Source organism: Enterobacter sp. Ap-867, assembly GCF_011752855.1.
GTDB lineage: Bacteria > Pseudomonadota > Gammaproteobacteria > Enterobacterales > Enterobacteriaceae > Cedecea.
This window is the reverse complement of the sequence record NZ_VWWS01000005.1, coordinates 168,546-194,996: the sequence shown is the minus strand read 5'-3', so window position 1 is coordinate 194,996 and position 26,451 is coordinate 168,546. Positions and strand designations below refer to the sequence as shown.

Genomic DNA, 26,451 nt, shown 5'->3' with positions numbered 1-26,451 from the left:
CTTAGGGAAAACGAAAATTACAGCGCCTTCATGGTGCCTTTCGGCAGAACGGCAGCTACGAAATCACGTTTGATAACCACTTCGGTGGTATCGTTCAGCGCGATAGCAACATAGCCAGTTTCAGCTACTTTGGTCACGCGGCCAACCAGGCCACCGTTGGTCAGCACTTCATCACCCTTGGAGATGGAGTCCATCAGTTTTTTATGCTCTTTGGTACGCTTTTGCTGCGGACGCAGGATCATAAAATAGAAAATCAGGCCAAACACCACCAGCATAAGAATCAAAGAGTACGGGCTACCCTGCGATGGAGCACCTGTTGCAGCTACCGCATCAGAAATGAAAAAGCTCATTAAAATTCCCTCATTATTAAATTAATCAACGTTCAAAGGTGGAACCGGCTTACCTGTCCGCTCGTAAAAATCCGTCACGAAGTGGTCTAATTTACCCTCTTCAATGGCCTGACGTAAACCAGCCATTAAACGCTGGTAATAGCGCAGGTTATGAATGGTATTAAGACGCGCGCCCAGTATTTCGTTGCAACGGTCAAGATGATGCAAGTAGGCACGTGAATAATTGCGACACGTATAGCAATCACACTCGGCATCCAGCGGGGCGGTGTCATCTTTATGCTTAGCATTGCGGATTTTCACTACGCCGTCCGTCACGAACAGGTGACCGTTACGCGCATTACGAGTTGGCATGACGCAGTCGAACATATCGATACCGCGACGTACCCCTTCAACCAGGTCTTCCGGTTTACCTACGCCCATCAGGTAACGTGGTTTGTCGGCAGGGATTTGCGGGCAAACGTGCTCCAGAATACGGTGCATGTCTTCCTTAGGCTCACCTACCGCCAGGCCGCCGACAGCGTAGCCATCAAAGCCAATCTCTACCAGACCTTTTACCGAGATATCTCGTAAATCTTCGTAAACACTGCCCTGGATAATGCCGAACAGCGCATTTTTATTCCCAAGGGAATCAAAGCGATCGCGGCTACGCTGCGCCCAACGCAGGGACATTTCCATGGAGCGTTTAGCGTAATCCCAGTCCGCCGGGTACGGCGTACATTCGTCGAAGATCATCACGATATCGGACCCCAGATCGTACTGAATTTCCATGGATTTTTCAGGATCGAGGAAAATAGGATCGCCGTTGATCGGGTTGCGGAAATGCACGCCCGCTTCGGTGATCTTACGGATATCGCCCAGGCTGAATACCTGGAAACCACCGGAGTCCGTCAGGATTGGGCCTTTCCACTGCATAAAATCATGCAGGTCGCCGTGCAGTTTCATGATTTCCTGGCCAGGACGCAGCCATAAATGGAAGGTATTGCCCAGGATAATCTGCGCGCCCGTGGCTTCAACTTCTTCCGGCGTCATCCCTTTCACGGTGCCGTAAGTACCCACCGGCATAAAGGCCGGGGTTTCGACGGTGCCACGTTCAAAGACCAGGCGACCGCGTCGTGCGCGTCCGTCGGTGGTATCTAATTCAAATTTCACATTTCCTCCAGCACCAGAGAAACAGTCTGGTGAGTCAATTAACGCCGTGGGCGGTGCTCACGGCGGAATAAGCGGGGGTGAGGGTAACCCACCCCGGCCCTCTCCCTGGAAGGGAGAGGGAGAATACTTTCTCTGTTACCCAATACTCTCACGGGGGAGAGAGGATACATCCCTTATTATCCCCTTTCCCCGCGGGGAGAGGGCCAGGGTGAGGGGCAATCACGCCCCCGGGCGTTCGTTTATCGCCTGCGGATTACAGGTAATGAACATCGCATCGCCGTAGCTAAAGAAGCGATATTCCGCTTTCACCGCCTCGTGGTAAGCGTGCATTGTGTTTTTATAACCGGCAAACGCGGAGACCAGCATAATCAGCGTAGACTCAGGCAGGTGGAAGTTCGTCACCAGCGCGTCGATCACTTTGTACTGATAGCCCGGATAGATAAAGATTTGGGTATCGCCGAAGAACGGCTCGATCAGGTCGTTCTGCGCAGCCTGAGCGGCGCTTTCCAGGGAGCGTACCGACGTAGTTCCGACCGCAATAACGCGATTGCCACGCGCTTTACAGGCCAGCACTGCATCCACAACGTCCTGGGGCACTTCGGCATACTCAGAGTGCATGATGTGGTCTTCGATGCTGTCCACGCGCACCGGCTGGAACGTCCCCGCCCCGACGTGCAGCGTGACGAACGCCATATCGACACCTTTATTGCGCAGTTTTTCCAGCAGCGGCTCGTCAAAGTGCAGACCTGCTGTCGGCGCAGCAACCGCCCCCGGCTTCTGGCTATAAACCGTTTGATAAAGCTCGCGGTCGGCTTCTTCATCCGGGCGGTCGATGTACGGTGGCAGCGGCATATGGCCGATGTTATTTAAGATATCCAGTACGGCGCGCTCGTCGTTAAACTCGACCTCAAACAGCGCATCGTGGCGCGCAACCATGGTGGCGTGTACGCTTTCATCATCGCCCAACAGCAGCTCGGCGCCGGGTTTTGGCGCTTTAGAGGCGCGAATGTGTGCCAGAATGCGTTTATCATCCAGCATACGCTCGACCAGTACTTCAATTTTCCCGCCGCTGGCTTTACGGCCAAACAGGCGAGCCGGGATTACGCGGGTGTTATTGAACACCAGCAGGTCGCCGGGGTTGAGCTTGTCGAGCAAATCGGTGAAAGTGCCATGCGCCAATGCGCCCGTCGGCCCGTCAAGTGACAGCAAGCGGCAGCTGCTGCGCTCGGCTTGCGGATAATGAGCAATCAGGGATTCAGGCAGTTCAAAGGAAAAATCAGCAACGCGCATGGTATAGCACTCAGACTTAAAAACAGGCGGCTTAGTCTAGTGGCAGGGGGCTTTCCCTGCAACACGTTTACCCTGCTCAGGCCGTTTTAACGCCATAAATGGAATAACTATTCGATGAATTTTCTCGCCCACCTGCATTTGGCACATCTGGCCCAAAGTTCACTGCTGGGAAATTTGCTGGCGGATTTCGTGCGCGGCAGCCCGGACGACAGCTTTTCGCCCGAGGTCGTGGCCGGCATTTATATGCACCGCAGAGTCGATGTCCTGACGGACGGACTGCCGGAGGTGGCTCTAGCCCGCGGCTGGTTCAGCCCAGAGACGCGGCGAGTGTCGCCGATTTCTCTGGATGTTATGTGGGACCACTTCCTGTCGCGCCACTGGCATAAAGTCTGCCCGGATATCGGGCTCGAGGATTTTATCGCCTATGCTCGCGGGCAGATTGTGCCCAGGCTTAACGACACGCCGCCGCGCTTCATTAATCTTAATAACTATTTATGGCGTGAACGCTGGCTGGAGCGTTATCAGGATATGGACTTTATTGCTAACGTTCTCAATGGAATGGCGAGCCGTAGACCAAAACTTGATGCCCTGCGAGCCTCCTGGCACGATCTCGACGCCCATTATGACCAGTTGGAGGAGTTGTTCTGGCAGTTCTACCCACGCATGATGGTGATGGCGGAACAAAAAAGTTTGTGATCGTTCCCGGTTCACGTTAGAACAACTTGCCCTTTTCGAAAAAAGGGCTATCTTGGTTATCGGCATCAAGATATGCGTCTTTTTGATAGCCAAAACCTATCTGATTGATTGGCAAGATGCCATTGAGCTACATGGAATGGAGCCCCTATACTCCCCCCGTTGCGTTAACATTCACTTTAACAAAATTAACAGGAGTACATATGGTCCTGGTTACTCGTCCAGCCCCTGACTTTACCGCTGCTGCCGTTCTGGGCAATGGCGAAATCGTTGAAAACTTCAACTTCAAAAAACACACCAACGGTAAAGCCACCGTTGTGTTCTTCTGGCCGATGGACTTCACCTTCGTTTGCCCGTCTGAACTGATCGCGTTCGACAAGCGTTACGAAGAATTCCAGAAACGTGGCGTAGAAGTCGTTGGTGTATCTTTTGACTCCGAGTTCGTTCACAACGCATGGCGTAAAACCCCGGTTGATAAAGGCGGCATCGGCGAAGTGAAATACGCGATGGTTGCTGATATCAAACGTGAAATCCAGCAAGCCTACGGCATCGAACACCCGGAAGCGGGCGTTGCGCTGCGCGGTTCCTTCCTGATCGACAAAGCCGGTATCGTTCGCCACCAGGTTGTGAACGATCTGCCGCTGGGTCGTAACATCGACGAAATGCTGCGTATGGTTGACGCGCTGCAGTTCCACGAAGAGCACGGCGAAGTGTGCCCGGCTCAGTGGGAAAAAGGGAAAGAAGGCATGAACGCGTCTCCGGACGGCGTTGCTAAGTACCTGAGCGAGAACGTTGCTAAGCTGTAATCGCGAAGCAAGTTCGAAGAAAAGGCCGCGATAGCGGCCTTTTTTGTTTTTGTCAGAAGGCGAAGCAGGAACAGCCCATCACGCCCCAGAACGCCGTCTCATCGCCGACGGGAATCGAGGAATTACGCGCCACATCATGCTGATGCCCGTGGACGTTACAGCTCCCGCAGCACTGATGCACCGATGCCATCATCCCCACTTTTGCCGCCGCTGGTGGCGCGGAGCGGTAATGCCCCGGCACGTTCACCACAGGCGACCAGTCAGGCACAACGGGAATGGCTGGCGGTGCCAGAGGCGTAAAGGCTCCGGTGGCATAAACCACTTTTCCATCCACCACGGTCATCACCGATTCAATACCCTTGATAGCCTCTTCCGGCACGCTGAAGTAGTCCTGAGACAGCACAACCAGGTCAGCCAGTTGCCCCGCCTGAATCCGCCCTTTCTTGCCCTGCTCGTTAGAGAACCAGGCGCTGCCTGCGGTCCATAGCTCAAGGGCGACATCGCGGGACATACGGTTATTCTCGTCGTACATCTGCATACCGCCCACAGTGCGCCCGGACACCAGCCAGTAAAGCGCCGTCCACGGGTTGTAGCTCGCCACGCGCGTGGCGTCGGTGCCTAACCCCACGGGCACACCTGCGGCTAGCATTTTCGCCACCGGCGGCGTTTGTTTCACCGCCTCAATCCCGTAGCGCTCCGCATAGTATTCGCCCTGGAAAGCCATGCGGTGCTGAACCGCAATCCCACCGCCCAGCGCCTTAACCCGGTCGATATTGCGTTCGGTAATCGTCTCTGCGTGGTCAAACAGCCAGTGCAGACCGTTGAACGGAATATCGCGATTGACCTTTTCGAACACGTCCAGCATGCGGCTGATGGACTCGTTGTAGGTGGCATGCAGCCGGAACGGCCAGCGGTGTTCAACCAGATGGCGCACCACACGCTCCAGCTCCTGTTCCATCCCGTCCGGCAAATCCGGGCGTGGCTGCAGGAAGTCTTCAAAGTCTGCCGCCGAGAACACCAGCATTTCACCGGCCCCGTTGGCGCGGTAGAAGTCGGTGCCCTGCCCCGGCGTCAGCATGTCGGTCCATTTTTCAAAATCTTCCAGCTCATGCTGAGGGCGCTGGGTAAACAGGTTATAGGCAATGCGCACCGTCATCTGCTTTTTACTGTGCAGCTCGTCGATAACCTGGTAATCCTCAGGGTAGTTCTGGAAACCACCGCCCGCGTCAATCGCGCTGGTCACGCCCAGGCGGTTCAGCTCCCGCATAAACTGCCGCGTTGAGTTCACCTGCATCTCCAGCGGCAGTTTCGGCCCTTTCGCCAGCGTGGAATAAAGGATCATCGCGTTAGGCTTCGCCACCAGCATTCCGGTCGGATTCCCGTTGCCGTCACGGACAATCTCGCCACCCGGCGGGTTTGGCGTCTCTTTGGTATAGCCCACCGCTTTCAGCGCGGCGCGGTTGAGCAAAGCTCTGTCGTACAGATGCAGAACGAATACCGGCGTATCGGGCGCGGCCTCGTTAAGTTCTTCGATGGTAGGCATGCGGCGTTCGGCAAACTGGAACTCTGTCCAGCCCCCCACCACGCGTACCCACTGCGGAGACGGCGTGCGCAGCGCCTGTTCTTTTAGCATGCGCAGGGCATCGGCCAGCGAAGGCACGCCTTCCCAGCGCAGCTCAAGGTTGTAGTTCAGCCCGCCGCGAATCAGGTGCAGGTGCGAATCGTTCAGGCCGGGGATCACCGTGTGGCCTTTCAAATCGACGACCTGGCTACCTTCTCCGGCAAAGCTCATCGCATAGGCGGTGCTGCCCGCTGCCAGAATTTTACCGTCTTTAATCGCTACCGCTTCGGCAAGCGGATTCTCTTTATCCAGCGTGTGAAACTGGCCATGAGTCAAAATCAGTGAGGCATGTTGAGACATAATCAGGGACTCCTGAGAAATCATGCTTTTTTTAGCCAACCGGCAAACAGCTTCGTCACCATCGGCATCCAGAGCCAGACCACCAGCGCTACCACGCAGGCATCGTTAAGCAAGTGCCCGGGAAGCGTGCCGCGTAAACCTGGGAACAACATGCCCGTCAGCCACGGCACAAGGTTGGTACTGGGGAAGATAACGAGCAGCGTGATCAGGAACTGCTTCCACTGCGGCGGGCGTTTCACCGTCGCGCTTTCCGGGGTAAACCAGAAGGCCGTTTCGGTGTGCACCTGCACTTTGTCGTCATCGGCAAGAGAGGATTTGATCTCTGCCACAAGGCGATGGCGTTCAGGGGAGTCAGTCCAGGCATTGAGATGCTCGAGCGTGTCGAAGCGAATCACCACGTTATAGGTGTCGTTCCCGGCCGTGGGGCGAATCACATGTACCCCAAGGTGACCGGGGAAACGAGCGGCGGTCGGCATGATCTTTTCCAGCCATTGTTCGTAGCGAGCGGCCTCGCCTGGCCGGATTGCGTGGGTGATCACCAGCGTAACGGTATTGTTGTCGGCCATGCCGCAATTCCTGAGTCAAAATGGGGAGGAAAAACGGAGCGGCGAACCCGCCCCGAGTGTGATCCATCAGGCTTTACGTTCCGGCGCGCCGTGAACCATCGTATAAGCATAGTCGACGCCCATGCCGTAAGCCCCGCTGTGCTCACGAACCAGGTTCATCACCGCGTCATAAGTTTCTTTGCGTGACCAGTCGCGCTGGTACTCCAGCAGAACCTGCTGCCAGGTCACCGGCACGGCACCGGCCTGCACCATCCGGTCAATGGCGCGTTCGTGGGCATCCACAGAAGTCCCGCCGGAAGTGTCGGTGACCACATACACTTCAAAGCCTTCTTCCAGCGCCATCAGCGCCGGGAAGGTCAGGCACACTTCGGTCCACAGCGCTGAAATAATCAGTTTTTTACGGCCCGTCGCCTTCACCGCCTCAACAAAGGCTTTATCTTCCCAGGAGTTCATGGAAGTACGCTCAATGGGCTTAATGTCAGGATGAACGGCTAATAATTCAGGCCAGATATAGCCGCTGAAGCTTTTGGTTTCGACGGAGGTATAAATCGTCGGCACCTTAAATATTTTGCCCGCCTTTGCCAGCGCCACGGTGTTATTTTTCAGGGTCTGGCGATCGATATTCGCCACGCCGAAAGCCATTTGCGGCTGGTGATCGATAAAAATAAGGGCGGAGTTAGTTGGGTCAATCAGTTCACGAATAGACATTTTATTCCCTCAGCTATCAATGAGTTATTAAGGTATCCATCTCTGGATGACGCCTTTATTTTCTGCATACAGCCGCAGGGTTGATAGCCGGAATTTTCTAACGTCTTATTTAATTTTTTGGTGATAGACTTTTGCAAGGCCAAAGCCCGAACGGATTATCACTATGCGTGTAAATTTAGATGTGCTGCTCATTCTTGATGCCTTAGATAAGCACGGCAGTTTTGCCGCCGCCGCTGAATCGCTGTTTAAAACGCCTGCGGCGCTGAGTTATATGGTGCAGAAGCTAGAAAACGATCTGAATATTAAACTGCTGGATCGCTCAGGCCATCGGGCAAAATTTACCGACACCGGCAGGATTGTGCTGGAAAAAGGGCGGATGGTGCTCAGCGCCGCGAAGGATCTGGAAAGCCAGGCTTTGCGCTCCACCTCCGGCTGGGAAAAAACGCTGACTATTGCGCTGGACGGTTCATTTCCCTTCCATCTGCTGCTGCCGCTGATGGAGGAGTTCTACGCCCTCGACCAGCAAACCACGCTTAATTTTACCCACCATACGCTGGCAGGTGCCTGGGAAGAGCTGACCCACAACGGCGCGAACATTATTCTCGGCGCCATTAACGAGCCGCCGACGTCATCCGAATACGCCTACAAGATGCTGGGCACGCTGGACAACGTGTTTGTCGTCTCCCCCAGGCACGCGCTGGCAAAAGCGGAACATGTGCTTTCCAGCGACGAAGTTTGCCGCCATCGTGCGGCCATCATTGGCGATACGGCACGTTACTGCCAACCAATCAACACCAATTACATTGAAGAGCAAGAACGCGTGGTGGTGTACGACTTCCCAAGCAAGGTCGCTATTTTAGTCTCGGGCCTGGCCTGCGGATTTTTACCCCGCCACATCGCCCAGCCACTCCTGAACAGCGGCAAATTAATTGAAAAACCGGTTGTGTCGTTCCGTCAGACGGATGTGACCTACATCGGCTGGCATAACCGGGGTGAAGGCCTGGCCGCACGCTGGTGGCGAGAAAAGATCATTGAAGGGGATTTGGTCAACGCCCTTTATCAGCCCCCGGCGGAGAGCTAAACCTCTCCCCGCCGGGTTACCGACCTAAAGACTGCGCCAGACCGCGGCGCTGACGGCAGGCAAGCTCAGCTCGCGGTTATTGAGCGACGCCTCGCCTTCGATCTGCGTCCAGGCTCTGCCGCTCAGCAAGGCATCCCACGGGAGCGTGGCCTGAACCTCGCTGCCGCGATTGATGGCCACCAGAACACGTTCGTTTTGATAAGCACGCACGAACACTACGACGTCCTGCTCAGCGTAGATGACCCGGCAACCACCGTGACGAAGCGCCCGGCTTTGCTTGCGCAGCTTGCCGAGCCGCTGATAAAGCGCCAGCAGATCTAAATCCTGATCCTGTTTCTGCCACGGGAAAGGCTTGCGGCAGAAAGGATCGTTGTTGCCATCCAGCCCCACCTCATCGCCGTAATAGATACAGGGCACGCCGGGCCAGGCGTACAGCCAGATGACGGCCAGCGGCAAGCGGGCAACATCTTTACCAAGAATCGACTTAAAACGGGCGGTATCGTGGCTGTCGAGCTGGTTAAACATGCGCAACTGCTGCTGATGGGAAAGTGCCGAGCGGTACTCTTCCATCCATGCTATACAGGTTTGGGCGTCAATATCCTGCGGCTCGTAAGAGATATCGGTGTTTGCCAAAAATCCCCACAGCGGGAAAGTAAAACCGCGATAATTCATGGCGGCATCTTCGGCATCGGCCTGCAGCCACTGCCGGGCATCGCCAAAGTGCTCGCCGAGGACGTAAGCATTCTGTTTGGTTTCTTTTGCCGCCTGGGTAATGCCGCTGACGTGCAGAAGATTATTTTTCGCCCCGCCTTCCTCTCCCAGCATATGCACCACGTCCAGCCGCCAGCCGTCAATGCCCCAGGGCTCCCGCAGCCAGTGCCGCACAATGCTTTGCTCGCCGCGATAGATCTCATCCACCAGCGTGGCCGAGCGATAATCCAGCTTAGGCAGGCTGGAATAGCCCAACCAGTCCAGCGCCAACCCTTCGTCAGAAAAGCTGTACCAGTCGCGCCACGGAGACTGTGGGTGATGGCAGGCGCCATTCTCACCGTTCTGATGCCTGTCAAACCAGCCGTGCGTATCGCCGCTGTGGTTAAAAACGCCGTCCAGCATCAGCTTCATCCCCTGCCGGCGCGTATTTTCCCTCAGCCGCAGGAAAGCGGCATTACCGCCAAACTGCTCGTCTACCTGCCGGTAATCCTGAGTGTCGTACTTATGCACGCTGGGCGCGGTAAAAATAGGGTTCAGATAAAGTGCCGTCACGCCGAGCTTTTTCAGGTACGGCAGCTTTTCACTGATCCCGTCCAGATCGCCGCCGTAAAACGTCGATCCTCCGGCTTCCCCGGTTAAAGGCTCATGCCACTCCCGGCGGACGATATCCCGCCCGGCCGCATGATGAAAATAAACGTTATCCTGCACCGGCTGGCGATTAGCCCCGCGCGCAAAACGATCCGGGAAGATCTGATAGAACACCTGGTCCTGCACCCAATCCGGGCCGTCATCCGGCGTATCAAAAGCGAACTGTTCCAGCCGGGCCGGCGGCGTTTTTTGGAAGCCCTGAGGTGTGTACCAGCGCTGTCTGTCCTGCCAGAGTAGCTTAAAGCTGTAGCGACGGCGCGGCTGCCCTTCGGCGATATCAAGGGTGACTTTCCAGGCGACAACGCCCTCAAGGGGAGCCTGTTTCTGGCGCACCATGACCAGAGAAATCTCTTCGTTATCTTTTTCGCCACGCAGAATCACTTTTTCCGGCAAGTCGTCCCCCGCCAGCCACAGGGTAATGACAAGGCTGCGTTCCCGCGTCTGGATAAACGGTGCCACCGGCAGGTGCCAGGCATTCAACATAGTAACTTTCCCATCGCTTAAAAATGACGCCACCTTGCCACAGCATAAGGCTTTATCACTCATCATTCCGGGTTAATTTGGGGGAGGACAGGAGGGGTGGAGACGAGAGAAATTATTCCCCTCACCCCGGCCCTCTCCCCAAAGGGGCGAGGGGGAAAAACGAATGAGGAGAACACTATTTATTCCCTCTCCCTTCCAGGGAGAGGGTCAGGGTGAGGGTAAAACCAGATACCACGTTCTAACCGAATCAGCCACTACACTGGCAACGACTGCGCCTTAACCCGGCGCTTAACAACCCAGCCAATAAGCAGCAGCGCAATCCAGCCGCAGCCCACGTACAGCGAAATACGGGTATCCGGGTGGTAACCAATCAGCCCGATAATAAACACCAGGAACACCAGGCCCACGACGGTCGTCGCTACGCCACCGGGGATCGGGAATTTCAGCGCTTTCGCCTCTTCCGGCGACAGGCGGCGGCGGAAGGCAATCTGCGACAGCAGGATCATTATCCAGACCCAAACGGTGGCAAACGTTGCCAGCGACGCAATCACCAGGAAGACGTTTTCCGGCATGATGTAGTTCAGGTAAACCGCCAGCAGCAGCGCGCAGGCCATCACCACAACGGTGACCCACGGAATACCGTTGCGGGAAGTCCTGGCGAAGATTTTAGGCGCGCTACCCTGCTCGGCCATGCCGTGCAGCATGCGGCCCACGCCAAACACATCGCTGTTAATCGCCGAGAGCGAAGCCGTGATAACCACAAAGTTCAGAATACCGGCTGCAGCGGTAATGCCCATATGCTGGAAGGTCATCACAAACGGACTGCCCTCGGTGCCCACCTGGTTCCAGGGATAAATGGACATGATGACGAACAGCGTCCCCACGTAGAACACCAGAATACGTAGCGGTACGGAGTTTATCGCGCGCGGAATGGATTTCTGCGGATCTTTCGCTTCGCCTGCGGTGATGCCGATAATCTCAATCCCGCCGTAGGCAAACATCACCATCTGCAGAGACATGATCATGCCCAGCCAGCCGTTGCTGAAGAAGCCACCGTTGCTCCACAGGTTGTGGATACCGGTCGCCTGGCCGCCGTTGCCAATCCCCCACACGATAATGCCGATCCCGGCAATAATCATGATGATGATGGTGGCGACTTTAAAGAATGAGAACCAGAACTCCAGCTCGCCGAACACCTTGACGCTCATCAGGTTGATGGCGCAGATAATCAGCACCACGCTCAGCACCCAGACCCAGTGCGGCACCGCCGGGAACCAGATACCCATGTAGATCCCGAACGCGGTCACGTCGGCGATGGCAACAATCAAAATCTCAAAGCAGTAGGTCCAGCCGGTAATATAGCCAGCCAGCGGCCCAAGGTTGTCCTGAGCATAGCGAGAAAACGAGCTGGCAGCGGGATTGTGCACCGACATTTCGCCCAGCGCGCGCATAATAATATAGGCCGCCACGCCGCCGATGATATACGCCAGCAGAACGCTCGGCCCCGCCATTTTGATGGCGTCCGCCGAACCGTAAAACAGCCCTGTGCCAATCGCCGACCCCAGCGCCATAAATCGAATGTGCCGGGTGCTCAAACCGCGCTTGAGCTTGTTGGTGTTTTCCATGAATCCAGGTTCCACGCTTTACAATAAAAAAACCACGGAGGACGACTCCGTGGTTACTTAGCAATCAAAAAATTAGTGGGCGGCGGAGGTGACCTGACGCCCCGCTGCTTTGTCCCAGATAGCGGTGATCACCACCATCGCAACGGTCGGCAGCAGCCAGGCAAGTCCCTGATCCGCCAGCGGCAATTTCGCCGCCCAGCCAGGCAGCATGTCGCTGATGGCCGATGCCTTAATGCCATCAATCATACCAAACAGCAGGCTTATCAGCATCGCCGGGGCAATAACGCGGGTGGAGTTGTTCCACCACGGACGGGTGAAGCTCAGCACCACCAGGGCAATACAAGGTGGATAGATTGCCGTCAGTACCGGGATCGAAATCTGAATCAGGTGGCTCAGGCCCAGGTTAGATACCACCATCGAGAACAGGCCGAGGATAAACACCAGCGAGCGGTAAGAGAGCGGCAGATACTGGCTAAAGAACTCCGCGCAGGCACAGGTCAGGCCCACGGCGGTAACCAGACAAGCCAGGAAGATCAGCGCCGCCAGGAAGAAGCTACCGGCCCCGCCAAAGGTATGTGCCACATAAGCGTGCAGAATAGCCGCGCCGTTGGCTTTCTGATCGACCAGGTTCGCGCTATCGGAACCGAGGTGGAACAGTGCCAGGTAGATAACCGTCAGGCCGATACCGGCAATCAGGCCAGCCCAAATCGTGTAGCGGGTCAGCAGGCGAGATTCGGTCACACCGCGAGAGCGCGCGGCATTCACGATAACAATCCCGAACACCAGCGAAGCCAGCGTGTCCATCGTCAGGTAGCCGTTCACGAAGCCGTTAGAAAACGCCGCGTTCTGGTAGGCTTCAGTCGCCGTGCTCAGGCCACCGGCTGGCCACAGCACCGCCCCGGCCGCCAGGATCAGCAGCGCGATGATTTTCACCGGCGCCAGCACGTGGCCTACGGTGTCCAGCAGCTTACCCGGATAAAGAGAAATCCCGATCACCAGCGCAAAGTACACCAGGCTGTAAATAAACAGCGGCATATCGCCCATACCGGTCAGCGGAGCAATTCCCACTTCAAAGGAAACGGTGGTGGTACGCGGCGTGGCAAACAGCGGCCCTACGGCCAGGTAGCAGACGGTCGCCAGCAAAATACCGGCGCGGCGGCCAATCGGCGAGCTAAGGCTGTCAATACCGCCGCCGACGCGGGCAATCGCCACGATAGTCAGAACGGGTAAACCTACCGCCGTGACCAGGAAGCCAAGCGCCGCCGTCCAGACGTGCTCGCCAGCCTGTAAGCCAACCATAGGAGGGAAAATAATGTTGCCCGCGCCTACAAACAGCGCAAAGGTCATAAAGCCCAGAGCGATGATGTCACGAGATTTCAAATGATAGGTCATAAAATAAAGCAGCCTGTGGATGTGTGGTGTTGAAAATGCTCAAATTTTTAAACCGACGTTCAGTCCAAATAACGTTCGGTAAAAACGCGGTTATTACCGGTAACGACAGCGGAATATGCTTCTCCGGATCGGTGGCGAAGAATAGTTAGTCGAATTACCACGCAATTTCAGTCGGTCTGGTAATAACAGGGGGGCAATTAAAACGCTTATAGCGTTTGAAGACAAGAAGGGATCGGGAAACCAGAAATATATCCTTTAAAAATACGCATAACCAGTGAATAAAGTTGATTATACGCTTTTGTTATGGCTTATCATGCGGACAAAAAAGCATCAATTCGATATTCATCGCTTAACGAGTGGTGAAAATACAAACAAAAAGGCCAGAAAACTGGCCTGTGGAAAGTGTACTTGACGGTTGCGGTGAATTAATGTGCAGCCACCGCTGACTCAGGAGCAATTAAGCGCTCGGGCAGGATGAACGAAAACGTCGAGCCCTGCCCCGGTACGCTTTCGATATCCAGCCGCGCATCATGATGGCTAAGGGCATGCTTCACGATGGCCAGCCCAAGCCCGCTGCCTCCGGTCTGCCGGGAACGCGCTTTGTCTACTCGGTAGAAACGCTCCGTCAGGCGCGGAATGTGCTCGGCGGAGATCCCCGGCCCGGTATCCTTCACGCTGAACGCTACGCCGTGAGGCAGCCTGCGCCAGGTGACGGTGATGTGCGTCCCGGCAGGCGTGTGATTCACCGCGTTATACACCAGGTTAGAGATCGCGCTGCGCAGCTGCTCTTCGTTACCGTAAACCTGCAGCCCTGGCTCAACGTTAAAAGTGAGCGTTTGCTTCTGCTGGCTCAACGTCTGCGCCTCTCGTTCCACCACGCGCAGCATCAGCGGCACGTCGATTTTCTCATTCATCGACAGCGTGGGCGCGGCTTCGATGCGCGACAGCGTTAACAATTGCCTCACCAGCCCTTCCATGCGTGAAGTTTGCTCGCGCATGGTATGCAGGGCTTTATCCCGCAACGGCCCTTCCAGAGCCTGATCCTGCATCATCTCCAGGTAACCCTGTAACACGGTCAGCGGCGTGCGCAGCTCATGGCTAACGTTGGCAAAGAAATTGCGGCGAGCGCCTTCAAGCTGGTGCATCTGCGTGACGTCTCGCGCCACCATCAGCCACTGCCCGTCGGCGTAGGGCATCACGCGGAACTCAAGATGACGGCCATTGTTGAGTATCAGCGTCAGCGGGCGACCAAACTGCTGCTTCGCCACGTATTGGGAGAATTCAGGGTAACGCAGCAGGTTGAGGATATTTTGGCCGCTGTCGTCAGGCCAGCGCAGGCCAAGCAGCTGTTGCGCCAGGCCGTTACACCAAAAAATGGTGCCTTCTTCGGTGGTCAGCACCACCGCATCGGGCAGCGATTCGGCTCCGCTTCGGAAGCGTTTGATCAGGTTGCCCAACTCTTTGCGGCGCTTTTTATTACGCAACTGCATCTGGTGCAGCCCGTACAGCAGAGGTTCCCAGCTTCCCCGCCCGGGCGGCGGGGTCATGCTGCGGTCAACCCACAGCCACCAGGAAAGACGAAGTAAATTCCAGAAATGCCAGCTTAACAGGGCGGTCACCGCCGCCAGTAAAAACCACGGCAGGTGGCCAAAAATCAATCCGAGAATTGCCGCTGGCATACAACAGAGCACCAGCTCCAGTACCAGCCTTTTCCATGACAGCCGTTCCAGCACGCGTCACGCTCCTGTCAGCATATTAAAAACGGGTTGAAAAACGATAACCCGTGCCGCGAACTGTTTGCACCATTTTGTCATGACCACTTGTTTCCAACGCTTTACGCAGGCGACGAATATGCACGTCTACGGTACGGTCTTCAACGTAAACGTTCGTTCCCCACACGTTATTGAGCAGCTGTTCACGGCTGTAAACGCGCTCCGGGTGGGTCATAAAGAAGTGTAACAGCTTAAATTCAGTTGGCCCCATGTCGAGCGGATCTTCGCCGGTCATCACGCGGTGTGAGGACGGGTCCAGGCTCAGCCCCTGCATCTCAATCACTTCTTCCACCGCCATCGGGGAAATACGGCGCATCACCGCTTTAATACGCGCCACCAGCTCTTTAGGCGAGAACGGCTTAGTGATGTAATCATCGGCACCGACTTCAAGGCCACGCACGCGATCTTCTTCTTCGCCACGCGCGGTCAGCATCATCACCGGAATTTCGCGGGTCAGCGCTTCACGTTTCAGGTGCTTGATAAACTGGATCCCGGAACCGCCTGGCAGCATCCAGTCCAGCAGGATCAGGTCGGGGAAAGGTTCAATCAGCAGGTTAACCGCGCTGTCATAATCTTCCGCCTCTACCGACTGGAAGCCATTTTGCTCGAGCACAAAGCTCACCATTTCACGAATCGGAGCTTCATCTTCTACGACTAAAATGCGTCTCGCCATGATTTACCCTGTTGAAAAGAGACCATCTCTTATTAATTGTGCGCCAGTATGCGTCAGATTTGTGACAGATTTATGAAAAAGATGACGGCAAGATATTTCACCTTTTTGAATTATGACAGCCATGGATTTTTACTGGCGGTTACGCTGCCAGCTCAATAGCTTATAATCGGTAATTCGCCTCTTTGCCATGGGACAGGTTATGCGCATTCTCCACACATCAGACTGGCACCTCGGCCAAAACTTCTATACCAAAAGCCGGGCCTCTGAACATCAGGCCTTTCTCGACTGGCTATTAAACGCCGCGGTCGTGCATCAGGTGGATGCGATCCTCGTCGCGGGAGATATCTTTGATACCGGCTCGCCGCCGAGCTACGCCCGTGAAATGTATAACCGTTTTGTCGTGCAGCTGCAGGGCACCGGCTGCCAGCTCGTGGTGCTGGCGGGGAACCACGATTCCGTAGCTACCCTGAATGAATCCCGGGAGCTGCTGGCCTGCCTGAACACCCGCGTCATTGCCAGCGCCCGCCATAACAAAGACGAACAGGCGCTGCTGCTCAATCAAAAAGACGGCACGCCGGGGGCGATTCTCTGCCCTATCCCTTTCCTGCGTCCTCGCGACATTCAAAGTAGCCAGGCGGGGCTGTCCGGCCATGAAAAACAGCGCTCTTTAATGGAAGCCATCAGCGAACATTACCAGCAATGCTATGCCGCCGCCGTGGCGCTACGCGGTGACCAGCCGCTGCCGATTATCGCCACCGGGCACCTGACCACGGTAGGCGTCACGAAATCCGATGCGGTGCGTGATATTTATATTGGCACGCTGGATGCCTTCCCGGCGCAGCACTTCCCGCCCGCCGACTACATTGCGCTCGGGCACATCCATCGCGCGCAGAAAATTGGCGGCACGGAGCATATTCGCTACAGCGGCTCGCCGATTCCGCTGAGTTTCGACGAAACCGGCAAAGCAAAAACCGTTTTTCTGGTGACATTCAGCGGCGGAGCGCTAACCAGCGTCGAGCCCCTGGAAGTCCCCATCAGCCAGCCGCTGGCCATCGTGAAAGGGTCGCTGAGTGAAATCGAGCGGCAGCTAGAGCAGTGGCGAAACGCGCCTGCTGAACCCAAAGTCTGGCTGGATATCGAAATCGCCACCGACGAATATCTGCACGACATGCAGCGCCAGGTGCAGGCGCTCACAGACGATTTGCCGGTTGAAGTTGTTCTGCTGCGCCGCAGCCGCGAACAGCGCGAGCGGGTGATTGCCAGCCAGCATAAAGAGACGCTGAGCGAGTTAAGCGTTGAAGAAGTTTTTGAGCGGCGGCTGAGTCAGGAAGAAACCAGCGAGGAGCGCGCCGCCAGGCTAAGAACGCTGTTTGCCCAAACCCTTTCAGATTTGCACCAGCGGGAGGAACAGGCATGAAGATCCTCAGCCTGCGGTTAAAAAACATTAACTCCCTGAAAGGCGAGTGGAAAATTGATTTCACCCAGGAGCCTTTCGCCAGCAACGGGCTGTTTGCCATCACCGGCCCCACGGGCGCGGGCAAAACCACCCTGCTGGATGCCATTTGCCTCGCGCTGTACCACAAGACACCGCGCCTCAGCACCGTGTCGCAGTCGCAAAATGACTTGATGACCCGCGACACCGCAGAATGCCTGGCCGAAGTCGAGTTTGAGGTAAAAGGTACGGGCTATCGCGCCTTCTGGAGCCAGAACCGCGCCCGCAACGCGGCAAACGGCAACCTTCAGGCGCCGCGCGTGGAGCTGGCTCAAATCAGCGACGGCAAAATCCTGGCGGATAAAATCAAAGACAAGCTGGAGATTATCGCCGCGCTCACCGGGCTGGACTACGACCGTTTCACCCGCTCAATGATGCTCTCCCAGGGGCAGTTCGCCGCCTTTTTAAACGCCGATGCCAACGACCGCGCCTCGCTGCTTGAAGAACTGACCGGCACGGAGATTTACGGCACCGTTTCCGCCGCGGTGTTTGAAAATCATAAACAAATCAAAAGCCGCCTTGAAAACCTGCTGGCTCAGGCTTCCGGCGTCGCGCTACTAACCGCTGAGCAGCAACAGCAGCTTACCGAGAGTTTGCAGGCGCTCACTCTGGAAGAGAAAAAGCTTTCCGTGGAGCACCAACAGCAGCAGCAGCACCAGCAATGGCTCGCTCAGCTAACCCGGCTTTCTGCCGACAAAGCCCAAAAGCAGCAGGCGCTGGGCACAGCCAGTCAGGCGGTCAAAGACGCAGAGCCCATGCTGGCGAAACTGACCCGAGCTTTGCCCGCCGAAAAACTTCGCCCTGACTGGCAGCGGCTGCAGGAAAAGCAGCAGTCGCTGAAGCAAAACAGCGAGGCGGCGGAGAAAGTGAATACCCGCTTACAGCAGCTTTCCGTCCGCCGGCAGCAAACCCGAATGCTGGCCGCCGAACAGGCTCAGCGGCTGAAGAGAGAAGCTCAGCAGGTCGAAGACTGGCTCGCGGCGAATGACCGTTATCGACTTTGGTCTGCCGAACTGACGGGCTGGCGCATGGCATTCACGCAGCAGCAGCGCGACGAAAAACAGCTTACTGAGCTAAAGCAGGCGCTCGAGGCCAGTCGGCAAAAGCTGCAGGCGCTGCCGGAGCCAAAGCTTAGCCTTTCTCCTGATGAAGTGAGCGCTCATTTACAGCGGATGCTGGCAACCCGGCCTGCTCGCCAACTGTTGGCTACTTTGCAGCCGCAGTTTGCCACGCTGGAGAAACGCAAAACCGAGCAACAGCGCGAGCTTGTCGAGCTGGAGAAACAGATTGCCGAGCGAGACGTTGACCTGGGGCAAAAGCGCCAGCAGTACAAAGACAAACGCCAGCACGAAGCGGATCTGGAAAAAGTCGTCGAACAGGAAAAGCGCATCCAAAGCCTTGAAGCCGAGCGCGCACGCCTGCAGCCTGACTCGCCGTGTCCGCTTTGCGGCTCAACCCAACACCCGGCTGTAGAGGCGTATAAGGCTCTCGAACCAGAGGAGAACCAACAGCGCCTGGCCGCCCTTAAGCAAGAAGTGGCTAAACTCGCAGAGCTTGGCTTTGCCCTTAAAGGTCAGCTTGATACCCAGCGCCAGCAGCGCGAAAAACTGGCGCAGGCCAGCACCGCCATTGAGGCAGAGGAAACGTCGCTCTCGGCCCGCTGGCAGCAGCAGTGTGCCGAACTTGCCATCGCTTTAACGCCTCAGGACGATCTCAGCGCCTGGCTTGACGAGCAGGAACAGCGCGAGCTGCAGCTGCGCCAGCTTGGCGAGCGGCAGGCGCTGGAGGCGCAATATCAACGCGACAGCCAGCAGCATGAAAAACTGAAAGCAGACTACCTGGCACAGCGCGCGTCGCTGCAAGCGGGGCTGGAGCAGGCCGGTCTCCAGCATCCTGAGCCTGGCGAAGAGCAAACCTGGCTGGAGGCTCGCCAAAGGGAATCTCAGCAATGGCAGCACCAGCAGGACAAACTGCCGCAGCTTCGCCAGCAGCTCTCCGCTCTCGACATGTTGCTCTCAACCCTTGCGGACGATGGCTCCGCCCCGCAGCCGCTGGATGAACACGAGCATCAGGCGGCGCTGCAAAACTGGCAAACGCTGCATAACGATTGCAACCTGCTGGAAGGGCAGCGCCAGTCCCTGCAACAGCAGCTGAAGCAAAGCGAAGAAGAAACCACGGAGGCGCAGACACAGTTCAGGAATGCGCTTTCGGCCAGCCAGTTCAGCGACGAAGCCGATTTCCGCCGCGCTCTGCTGGAAGAGACCGAGCGCCTTGAGCTGGAACAGCGTAAACAGCTTCTGGAGCGCCAGCATCAGCAGCAAGTCACTCTGCTGGAACAGGCGGAAAGTGCGTTGACTCAACACTTATCGGCGCGGCCAGACAATCTGCACGAAGAAACAGATCCTGGCGCACTGGAGGCGCAAATCTCGGCGCTTGCCCTCCAGCTGCGTGAGAATGCTTCACAACAGGGTCAAATTACCCAGCAGCTGCGGCACGACGAGGAAAACCGGGTTCGCCAGCAAACGCTGATGCAGGAAATAAAAGCCTGTGAAGCACAGGCGGAAGACTGGGGCTACCTCAACGCGCTTATCGGCTCCAAAGAAGGGGATAAATTCCGCAAATTTGCGCAAGGTCTGACGCTGGATAACCTCGTCTGGCTGGCAAACAATCAGCTCAATCGCCTGCACGGGCGCTACTTGCTACAGCGTAAAGACAGCGAAGCGCTTGAATTACAGGTGGTCGATACCTGGCAGGCCGATGCGGTACGTGACACCCGCACGCTTTCCGGCGGCGAAAGCTTCCTGGTAAGCCTGGCGCTGGCGCTGGCGTTATCCGATCTGGTCAGCCATAAAACCCGCATTGACTCTCTGTTCCTGGATGAAGGTTTTGGCACTCTGGACGCGCAGACGCTGGATACCGCACTCGACGCGCTGGATACGCTGAACGCCAGCGGCAAAACCATCGGCGTGATCAGTCACGTTGAGGCGATGAAGGAGCGGATCCCGGTGCAGATTAAGGTGAAGAAGATTAACGGGTTAGGTGTCAGCCGGCTGGATAAGGCTTTCGCGGTGGAGTGATCCTTGCCAGGCTCTCACCAGAGGGAACGCTCTTTAAGTCACAAGTACGCTTATGAAGGAACGGTTAAGGTTCCGTTCACTTCCAGTTCGGTTTCATATGTCACCACCGCATCGGTGAACGTCTCAGGGGAATCACCGTCATTCCCCTGAGAACCCGGACTCCCGGCGAAATAAATCGACCGCTGAAGCGGCAGACCTCCGTTTTATCTCCCAGTCCTGGGCCGGCTGAGATGCGTTCCCGACGCTCTCAGCCTCCGGCCGTTCCCGACGTCCGGACCCTGGCCAGTCGGAGAGAAAACGAAGGCGATTTAAGCCTGAACCGTGTTTCGCTTTAAACCCGGTACTAACTTCAACTACGCTGTCGCTTCTGGTTTTTCCCTTCCCCCCTACTCCTCTCCCAGAGGCATAGGGAAAAAACCACGTTTCCGGCATCTGTTTTCCGCCTCTCCCCTTTGGGGAGAGGGCTGGGGTGAGGGGCGATTTACTTCTCTATCGGCCACAGCCACGCCGCACCGCGAACGCCGCTGGAATCCCCGTGCACCGCTTTGCGAACGGGCGTTTCACACTCGCCGCCAAACACCCACGGTTTGATCAGCTGCGGCACCGTCCGGTATAAACGCTCCACGTTGCTCATCCCGCCGCCCAGCACGATCACGTCCGGATCGAGAATGTTGACGATATGCGCCAGCGACTTCGCCAGACGCGTCTCATAGCGGCTGATAGCCAGCTCTGCCAATGGATCCTGCTGCTCTGCCAGACTGATGATTTCGTGCCCTTTCAGCGTTTTCCCGCTCAGGCGCTGGTAGTCCGTGCCGAATCCGGTACCGGAAATAAAAGTCTCAATACAGCCCTGTTTGCCGCAGTAGCACGGCACCTCTTTCCGAAAACGCAGTTCGTCTTCATCCATCCACGGCAGCGGGTTATGCCCCCACTCGCCCGCGGTGCCGTTGCCACCGATCAGACTTCGGCCGTTGATCGCCACGCCCGCGCCGCAGCCGGTTCCGATGATCACCGCGAAGACGATCGGCGCCCCTGCGGCAGCGCCGTCAATCGCTTCCGACACCGCCAGGCAGTTAGCATCGTTCGCCAGCCTGACTTCGCGCTTGAGCGCCACGCTAAGATCCTTGTCAAACGGCTGCCCGTTCAGCCAGGTTGAGTTCGCATTTTTCACCACTCGGGTATAAGGGGAGATCGATCCCGGGATCCCAAGCCCTACCGTACCGGTCTCGCCCGTGGCTTCTTCCGCCAGCCGCACCAGCTCAACAATGTTTTTGATGGTGGCCTGGTAGTCGTTTTTTGGCGTGGGCAAACGGTGGCGATAAAGTTGTTTACCGTCGTCTGCCAGCGCGATCACTTCTGTTTTAGTTCCACCGAGATCGATACCTATGCGCACAAGAACTTCCTCATTTGGTGATAATTATCAACTACCTAAAATGCAGGCCAAGCAAAGACAATGAAACGAGGCCGTCAATTCGTTATCATGCCCGCTGCGTTTAACTGACAACCTGGGACAGAATCATGCTGTGGTTTAAAAATTTAATGGTTTACCGTTTAAGCCGTGACATCACGCTGACGGCGGATGCAATGGAAAAACAGTTAGCCGCCTTCACCTTCACCCCTTGCGGCAGCCAGGACATGGCCAAAACCGGCTGGGTGTCGCCGATGGGCTCGCACAGCGATGCATTAACCCATGTTGCCAACGGCCAGATTGTGATTTGCGCCCGTAAAGAAGAAAAAATTCTGCCCGCTCCGGTCATCAAACAGGCTCTTGAAGCCAAAATCAATAAGCTCGAAGCGGAACAGGCCCGCAAGCTGAAGAAGACCGAGAAAGATTCCCTCAAAGACGAAGTGCTGCACTCCCTGCTGCCGCGCGCTTTCAGCCGCTTTAGCCAGACTATGATGTGGATAGACACCGTCAACGGCCTGATCATGGTTGACTGCGCCAGCGCCAAAAAAGCGGAAGATACGCTGGCTCTGCTGCGTAAAAGCCTGGGTTCTCTGCCGGTGGTCCCGCTGGCGCTGGAAAACCCTATCGAACTGACGCTGACCGAGTGGGTACGTTCAGGGGATGTTCCGGCAGGCTTTGCGCTGATGGACGAAGCTGAGCTCAAGGCAATCCTTGAAGGCGGCGGCGTGATCCGCTGCAAGCAGCAAGAGCTGGTGTGCGATGAAATCGCCGCGCACATTGAAACCGGCAAAGTGGTCACCAAGCTGGCGCTGGACTGGCAGGAGCGTATTCAGTTCGTGCTGGCGGACGATGGCTCAGTCAAACGCCTGAAGTTTGCCGATATCCTGCGCGAACAGAACGACGATATCGACCGGGAAGATTTTGGCGGACGTTTCGACGCCGATTTTATTCTGATGACCGGCGAGCTGTCGGCGCTGATTACCAACCTGGTGGAAGCTCTCGGCGGAGAAGCACAGCGTTAATTGCCGTGGCTGACGCATAAAAAAAGCCCCTCGCGGTGAAACGAGGGGCCTGAAAGTCAGTTATTTATCGGCCAGGTAGCGGCAAAGGTAGGACGTTGGCTCAGCAACCTGCAGATGAAACTCGCTGTGGCCCGGAACGTTAAAGACTTCGCCCGCAGCATAGGTTTTCCACTCTGTTTCCCCCGGCAGCAAAACGTGCAAAGCGCCGCTCACTACGGTCATCTCTTCCGGCTGGGCGGTCCCGAAGGTGTATTCCCCCTCCGCCATCACCCCAACGCTCGCACGGCCAGTGCTGCTGCTGGTAAAACCGATGGATTTTACTTTCCCGGAGAAGTACTCGTTACTCTGAAGCATGGACAGGCCCTTTATCGACATTAGTGAAAAAACCACTATAGAGGCGAACTCTCCGGCCTGTCACGCAAATTGTTAATTCCGTTCAGATAAGCAATTCTGCGGCTAATCTGGCAACCAGTACGTTGGATAAGAGCACCGGCACATCCAGCTGCTTTTGCAGTAAATCCCGGTGTTTTTGATGGTAGCCAAGGCAGTCGAGGACCAGAACATCCGCCCCTTCAGCCATCAGTTTTTTTCCGGCCTCCAGCAGCTCGGCTTCACTACCGTGGATCGGGTTCGCAAGCGAATAAAGCGGCGGATGGGTCAGCTTGCGCCACTTCAGCTCCTGAAACTTAATCATTTCTGCAACCGGCAGAATGATCCCTACCTGATGACCATCCACAATCGACGCTACCAGCGGAGGAATGATGCGCTCAGGCTCCAGCAGAATCGCATTGCGGGCGCTTAACCCCGTCAGCGGCATCGTGCTCATCAGCAGGATAACTTCGTAGCCCTGATTATCCAGCTGTTCGATGATGCCCTGCATCGCAATGGAGATTTTGTCCCGCCCGACTGACGTAATGGTGTTATCCGCCAATAGCGTGAGCAGCGTTTCTTCACCGGGGGACGGGGAAAACTGACGGCGAACCTCATCGGGGGAGAGATTGCCCAACAGGCTGACCTGAGAGATTTGTTGTTCAGAGATATGTTCAGTTAAAAAAGGTAAAACCTCACTGACTGACACTTTGCCGACGGTGAGAATGGCTACAGTTGGTTTCATGCTTCGCTCCGCTATTACTCAGTTACCGCCCTCTTCGCTGCATTGCTCCACGTCCGCTATGAAATAACTCCGCCGGGTCGATCGTTTTTTGATCGCCACAATCCGCAGCATACAACCAGAGCGACATCGAAATCCTTAACGAAACATCAACTACTGAGCAACATCTCTAAGGAATATATTTTAGCTAAATGAATGAGATAAAAGTTTCTCTTAGGAAGAAGGTCGCACGCGCGGCGTACGCCTGATCCTGCCGGTCAGGCTCTCGACGAAAAGTGGCTGAATGGCCATCGCTCGTCCTTAATTTCTTATGGATGAGCGTTAAGTATAGGCTAACTGGCGCGGGCCATTTGTAACGCGCTGAGGATTGCTTCCACTACCGCATCAGGAGAGCGAGTGGCGTCCACAATGTGGCGGGCAACCTGCCGGTAGAGCCCTTCGCGAGCGGCGAGCACGTCAACGATTTCATCGGTAACGCCTTTCCCTGTGAGCGTTGGGCGTTGCCCTTCTTCCGGAGAGGCGGTCAGGCGTGAAGCCAGAACCTGCGCCGGGGCATGTAACCAAACGGGGATGCCGTTTTCCTGCATAAACTGCCGATTGCCCTCTGCCAGCACCATGCCACCACCGGTTGCCACCACGGTCGCCGGGGCCGTCACGCGCTGCAGCGCATCGGATTCACGAGCCCGAAACCCTTCCCAACCCTCTTCGGCCACAATCTCCGCCACGCTCTTGCCGGTGTGGTTCAGCAGAAAACTATCGGTATCGACAAAGGCGTAACCCAGCGTTCTCGCCAATGCCTGACCGACGGTCGTCTTACCACAGCCGCGAGCGCCGACTAAGAATAGGGGTTGAGTCATCAAAGATAATCCTCGGAAATGCGGGCCTGAGGCCACAAGGGGTAAAAGCAGGAAAACAGAATGCGATAATACCACTAAACTAGTACGCGACAAGTGTAAACCTATGATTACAAAAAATGAAACCTGTCGCTTAAAGCCCAGCTATAACGGCATTAACTGATGCGTAACAAGTGTAAACTAAATCCACCACCTGCTAACTGCGCCACAATACTTTAAACGCCAGGCCAATGACAACCCTTAATCTGAGATTCGGTAACACATTTATGGTTAGCTTTACGATTAAGGCGTTTCACCTACGCTGAATGTGATCCAGACTCGTTTTAAGATTTCATCATGACAGAGGTATGAACCATGCAAGCTGAAGAGCAGCGTCTTATTGACGGGCTTTTTGACCGTCTGAAACAGGCCGAAAGCCAAAGTGCCACCCGCGATGCGGCCGCCGAACAGCGGATTGCGCAACACCTCAGCCAGCAGCCGGGTGCCGCCTACTACATGACGCAGACGATCCTTATCCAGGAAGCGGCCATGAAGCAGCTGAATGGCAAAATTCAGGCCCTGGAAGCGCAGGTGAGCGAGCTGGAGCAGAAATCTCGCCAGCAGCAAAGCAGCGGCGGTTTCCTTGCCGGGTTGTTCGGCGGCGGCAGCAGCAGTAATAATACTGCGCGTGGCTCCGATCCGATTCCGGGTAGCCAGAACTATGGCACCTCTTCTGCGCCAGGCTACGGCGCGCCACAACAGGGCGGATATGGTGCACCACAGCAACAGGCTGCCCCGGCCAGCGCCCCACGTGCCGGAGGCGGGTTCTTATCTGGCGCGCTGCAAACCGCAGCGGGCGTAGCCGGTGGTGTCGTGGTGGCAGAAATGCTGACCAGCATGTTCCACCGCAGCCAGCCGGAAGAGATCGTCAATATTATCAATGAACCGGCGCCGACCTTCGACAACAGCTCATTCGACTCGGTCAACGACTACAGCCAGGTCGATGACCGTCAGTTCCAGAACCAGGGCGGCTGGCAGTCGCAGGACAATACCGATTACGGTAACGATGATTTTGGCGGCGACGATTACGGCGACGATTACGGCGACGACGACGACAGCTTTATCTAAGACTTTTGCGCCCGCGCGACCTTCAGCAGCCACTTTTCCAGCTCATTGGCAAACTGCTGGCGGTCGCGCTGGCTCAGGCTGTCCGGCCCGCCGGTTTGCACGCCGCTGGCGCGCAGAGTATCCATAAAGTCACGCATCGTCAGGCGTTCACGAATGGTTGCAGGGGTATAAAGCTCGCCCCGGGGATTCAGCGCCACCGCCCCTTTCTCCAGCACGTCTGCCGCCAGCGGAATATCGGCGGTGATAACCAAATCGTCTTTCTCGCAGCGACGCACTATTTCGTTATCCGCCACGTCAAACCCAGAGGCAACCTGCAGGCTGCGAATAAACCGCGACGGCGGCGTTTTCATCCCCTGATTAGCCACCAGCGTGACCATAACCTGAGCGCGATCTGCCGCGCGAAACAGCACCTCTTTGATGACTTTTGGACACGCATCGGCATCCACCCAAATTTGCATTATGGCTCCTGACTTTCGGTGGGAATGGGGGCGATTTTGCCGTGCTTTTGCCGA

General features: G+C 56.2%; 23 protein-coding genes. 7 read left to right on the top strand and 16 right to left on the bottom strand.

The features are described 5' to 3' along the window. Positions 1–17 precede the first annotated feature (17 nt). From yajC to queA, 3 genes are all read right to left on the bottom strand, one after another. Positions 18–350, bottom strand: a complete 333-nt coding sequence (yajC, locus tag F3J26_RS13755; protein ID WP_166866388.1) for a preprotein translocase subunit YajC — start codon at positions 348–350, stop codon at positions 18–20. Between the two features lie 21 nt (positions 351–371). Continuing rightward, positions 372–1,499, bottom strand: a complete 1,128-nt coding sequence (gene tgt, locus F3J26_RS13750; RefSeq protein ID WP_039290735.1) for a tRNA guanosine(34) transglycosylase Tgt — start codon at positions 1,497–1,499, stop codon at positions 372–374. 219 nt (positions 1,500–1,718) lie between these two features. Next, the gene (gene queA / locus F3J26_RS13745) at positions 1,719–2,789 is read right to left on the bottom strand and encodes a tRNA preQ1(34) S-adenosylmethionine ribosyltransferase-isomerase QueA (RefSeq protein WP_008454534.1); all 1,071 of its coding nucleotides are present in this window, start codon (positions 2,787–2,789) and stop codon (positions 1,719–1,721) included. A 114-nt stretch (positions 2,790–2,903) separates the two neighbouring features. On the opposite strand from queA, the gene acpH reads away from it, so the two are divergent. Next, positions 2,904–3,485, top strand: a complete 582-nt coding sequence (gene acpH, locus F3J26_RS13740) for an ACP phosphodiesterase (RefSeq protein ID WP_166994392.1) — start codon at positions 2,904–2,906, stop codon at positions 3,483–3,485. Positions 3,486–3,685: 200 nt separating this feature from the next. Then, the gene (locus F3J26_RS13735; RefSeq protein ID WP_008454530.1) at positions 3,686–4,288 is read left to right on the top strand and encodes a peroxiredoxin C; all 603 of its coding nucleotides are present in this window, start codon (positions 3,686–3,688) and stop codon (positions 4,286–4,288) included. Positions 4,289–4,340: 52 nt separating this feature from the next. Here the strand turns inward: F3J26_RS13735 and F3J26_RS13730 are convergent, their stop codons facing one another. The 3 genes from F3J26_RS13730 to F3J26_RS13720 form a co-directional block, all read right to left on the bottom strand. Further along, positions 4,341–6,209 carry an amidohydrolase gene (locus F3J26_RS13730; RefSeq protein WP_166994391.1) on the bottom strand — a complete coding sequence of 623 codons (1,869 nt, stop codon included), beginning with the start codon at positions 6,207–6,209 and terminating at the stop codon, positions 4,341–4,343. A 20-nt stretch (positions 6,210–6,229) separates the two neighbouring features. Continuing rightward, positions 6,230–6,775, bottom strand: coding sequence for an antibiotic biosynthesis monooxygenase (locus F3J26_RS13725; RefSeq protein WP_008454525.1), 546 nt, complete (start codon positions 6,773–6,775; stop codon positions 6,230–6,232). Positions 6,776–6,841: 66 nt separating this feature from the next. Next, the gene (locus F3J26_RS13720) at positions 6,842–7,483 is read right to left on the bottom strand and encodes a hydrolase (protein WP_008454522.1); all 642 of its coding nucleotides are present in this window, start codon (positions 7,481–7,483) and stop codon (positions 6,842–6,844) included. Positions 7,484–7,646: 163 nt separating this feature from the next. Between F3J26_RS13720 and F3J26_RS13715 the strand changes: the two genes are divergently transcribed. After that, a complete protein-coding gene (locus F3J26_RS13715) occupies positions 7,647–8,564 on the top strand; it encodes a LysR family transcriptional regulator (RefSeq protein WP_166994389.1) in 918 nt (305 codons plus the stop codon). Between the two features lie 24 nt (positions 8,565–8,588). Here F3J26_RS13715 and malZ read toward each other — a convergent pair whose 3' ends face one another. The 5 genes from malZ to phoB all read right to left on the bottom strand — a co-directional run bounded on the left by malZ (position 8,589) and on the right by phoB (position 15,868). Then, the gene (malZ, locus tag F3J26_RS13710) at positions 8,589–10,406 is read right to left on the bottom strand and encodes a maltodextrin glucosidase (RefSeq protein ID WP_166994387.1); all 1,818 of its coding nucleotides are present in this window, start codon (positions 10,404–10,406) and stop codon (positions 8,589–8,591) included. Between the two features lie 254 nt (positions 10,407–10,660). Then, complete coding sequence (gene proY / locus F3J26_RS13705; RefSeq protein ID WP_166994385.1) at positions 10,661–12,031, bottom strand: proline-specific permease ProY; 1,371 nt, start codon at positions 12,029–12,031, stop codon at positions 10,661–10,663. Between the two features lie 72 nt (positions 12,032–12,103). Further along, a complete protein-coding gene (brnQ, locus tag F3J26_RS13700) occupies positions 12,104–13,423 on the bottom strand; it encodes a branched-chain amino acid transporter carrier protein BrnQ (RefSeq protein WP_008454510.1) in 1,320 nt (439 codons plus the stop codon). Positions 13,424–13,848: 425 nt separating this feature from the next. Continuing rightward, positions 13,849–15,156 (bottom strand): phosphate regulon sensor histidine kinase PhoR, encoded by a 1,308-nt coding sequence (gene phoR / locus F3J26_RS13695; RefSeq protein WP_008454508.1) that lies wholly within the window; start codon positions 15,154–15,156, stop codon positions 13,849–13,851. Between the two features lie 22 nt (positions 15,157–15,178). Beyond that, complete coding sequence (gene phoB / locus F3J26_RS13690) at positions 15,179–15,868, bottom strand: phosphate response regulator transcription factor PhoB (protein ID WP_008454506.1); 690 nt, start codon at positions 15,866–15,868, stop codon at positions 15,179–15,181. A gap of 199 nt (positions 15,869–16,067) precedes the next feature. Between phoB and sbcD the strand changes: the two genes are divergently transcribed. Beyond that, positions 16,068–17,285 (top strand): exonuclease subunit SbcD, encoded by a 1,218-nt coding sequence (sbcD, locus tag F3J26_RS13685; protein WP_166994383.1) that lies wholly within the window; start codon positions 16,068–16,070, stop codon positions 17,283–17,285. Then, positions 17,282–20,437: an exonuclease subunit SbcC gene (gene sbcC, locus F3J26_RS13680; RefSeq protein ID WP_166994381.1), complete on the top strand. Its 3,156-nt coding sequence runs from the start codon at positions 17,282–17,284 to the stop codon at positions 20,435–20,437. Before sbcD ends, sbcC begins: the two co-directional genes overlap by 4 nt. Before the next feature lie 481 nt (positions 20,438–20,918). Here sbcC and mak read toward each other — a convergent pair whose 3' ends face one another. Next, positions 20,919–21,830, bottom strand: coding sequence for a fructokinase (mak, locus tag F3J26_RS13675; protein WP_166994379.1), 912 nt, complete (start codon positions 21,828–21,830; stop codon positions 20,919–20,921). Positions 21,831–21,955: 125 nt separating this feature from the next. Here mak and rdgC point away from each other — a divergent pair, with 125 nt between their 5' ends. Continuing rightward, on the top strand, positions 21,956–22,867 hold the full coding sequence (rdgC, locus tag F3J26_RS13670; protein ID WP_008454497.1) for a recombination-associated protein RdgC: 912 nt from the start codon (positions 21,956–21,958) through the stop codon (positions 22,865–22,867). A gap of 60 nt (positions 22,868–22,927) precedes the next feature. Here the strand turns inward: rdgC and ppnP are convergent, their stop codons facing one another. The 3 genes from ppnP to aroL form a co-directional block, all read right to left on the bottom strand. Continuing rightward, complete coding sequence (ppnP, locus tag F3J26_RS13665; protein ID WP_008454495.1) at positions 22,928–23,221, bottom strand: pyrimidine/purine nucleoside phosphorylase; 294 nt, start codon at positions 23,219–23,221, stop codon at positions 22,928–22,930. Positions 23,222–23,303: 82 nt separating this feature from the next. Further along, positions 23,304–23,981: an AroM family protein gene (locus F3J26_RS13660; RefSeq protein WP_008454484.1), complete on the bottom strand. Its 678-nt coding sequence runs from the start codon at positions 23,979–23,981 to the stop codon at positions 23,304–23,306. 329 nt (positions 23,982–24,310) lie between these two features. Beyond that, positions 24,311–24,835: a shikimate kinase AroL gene (gene aroL, locus F3J26_RS13655; protein ID WP_008454483.1), complete on the bottom strand. Its 525-nt coding sequence runs from the start codon at positions 24,833–24,835 to the stop codon at positions 24,311–24,313. Positions 24,836–25,186: 351 nt separating this feature from the next. On the opposite strand from aroL, the gene F3J26_RS13650 reads away from it, so the two are divergent. Continuing rightward, entirely contained in the window at positions 25,187–25,939 is a 753-nt protein-coding gene (locus F3J26_RS13650) for a DUF2076 family protein (RefSeq protein ID WP_166994377.1), read from the top strand. Here F3J26_RS13650 and F3J26_RS13645 read toward each other — a convergent pair. Continuing rightward, complete coding sequence (locus F3J26_RS13645; RefSeq protein ID WP_008454481.1) at positions 25,936–26,397, bottom strand: YaiI/YqxD family protein; 462 nt, start codon at positions 26,395–26,397, stop codon at positions 25,936–25,938. The two genes, F3J26_RS13650 and F3J26_RS13645, sit on opposite strands and share 4 nt — an antisense overlap. Positions 26,398–26,451 lie beyond the last annotated feature (54 nt).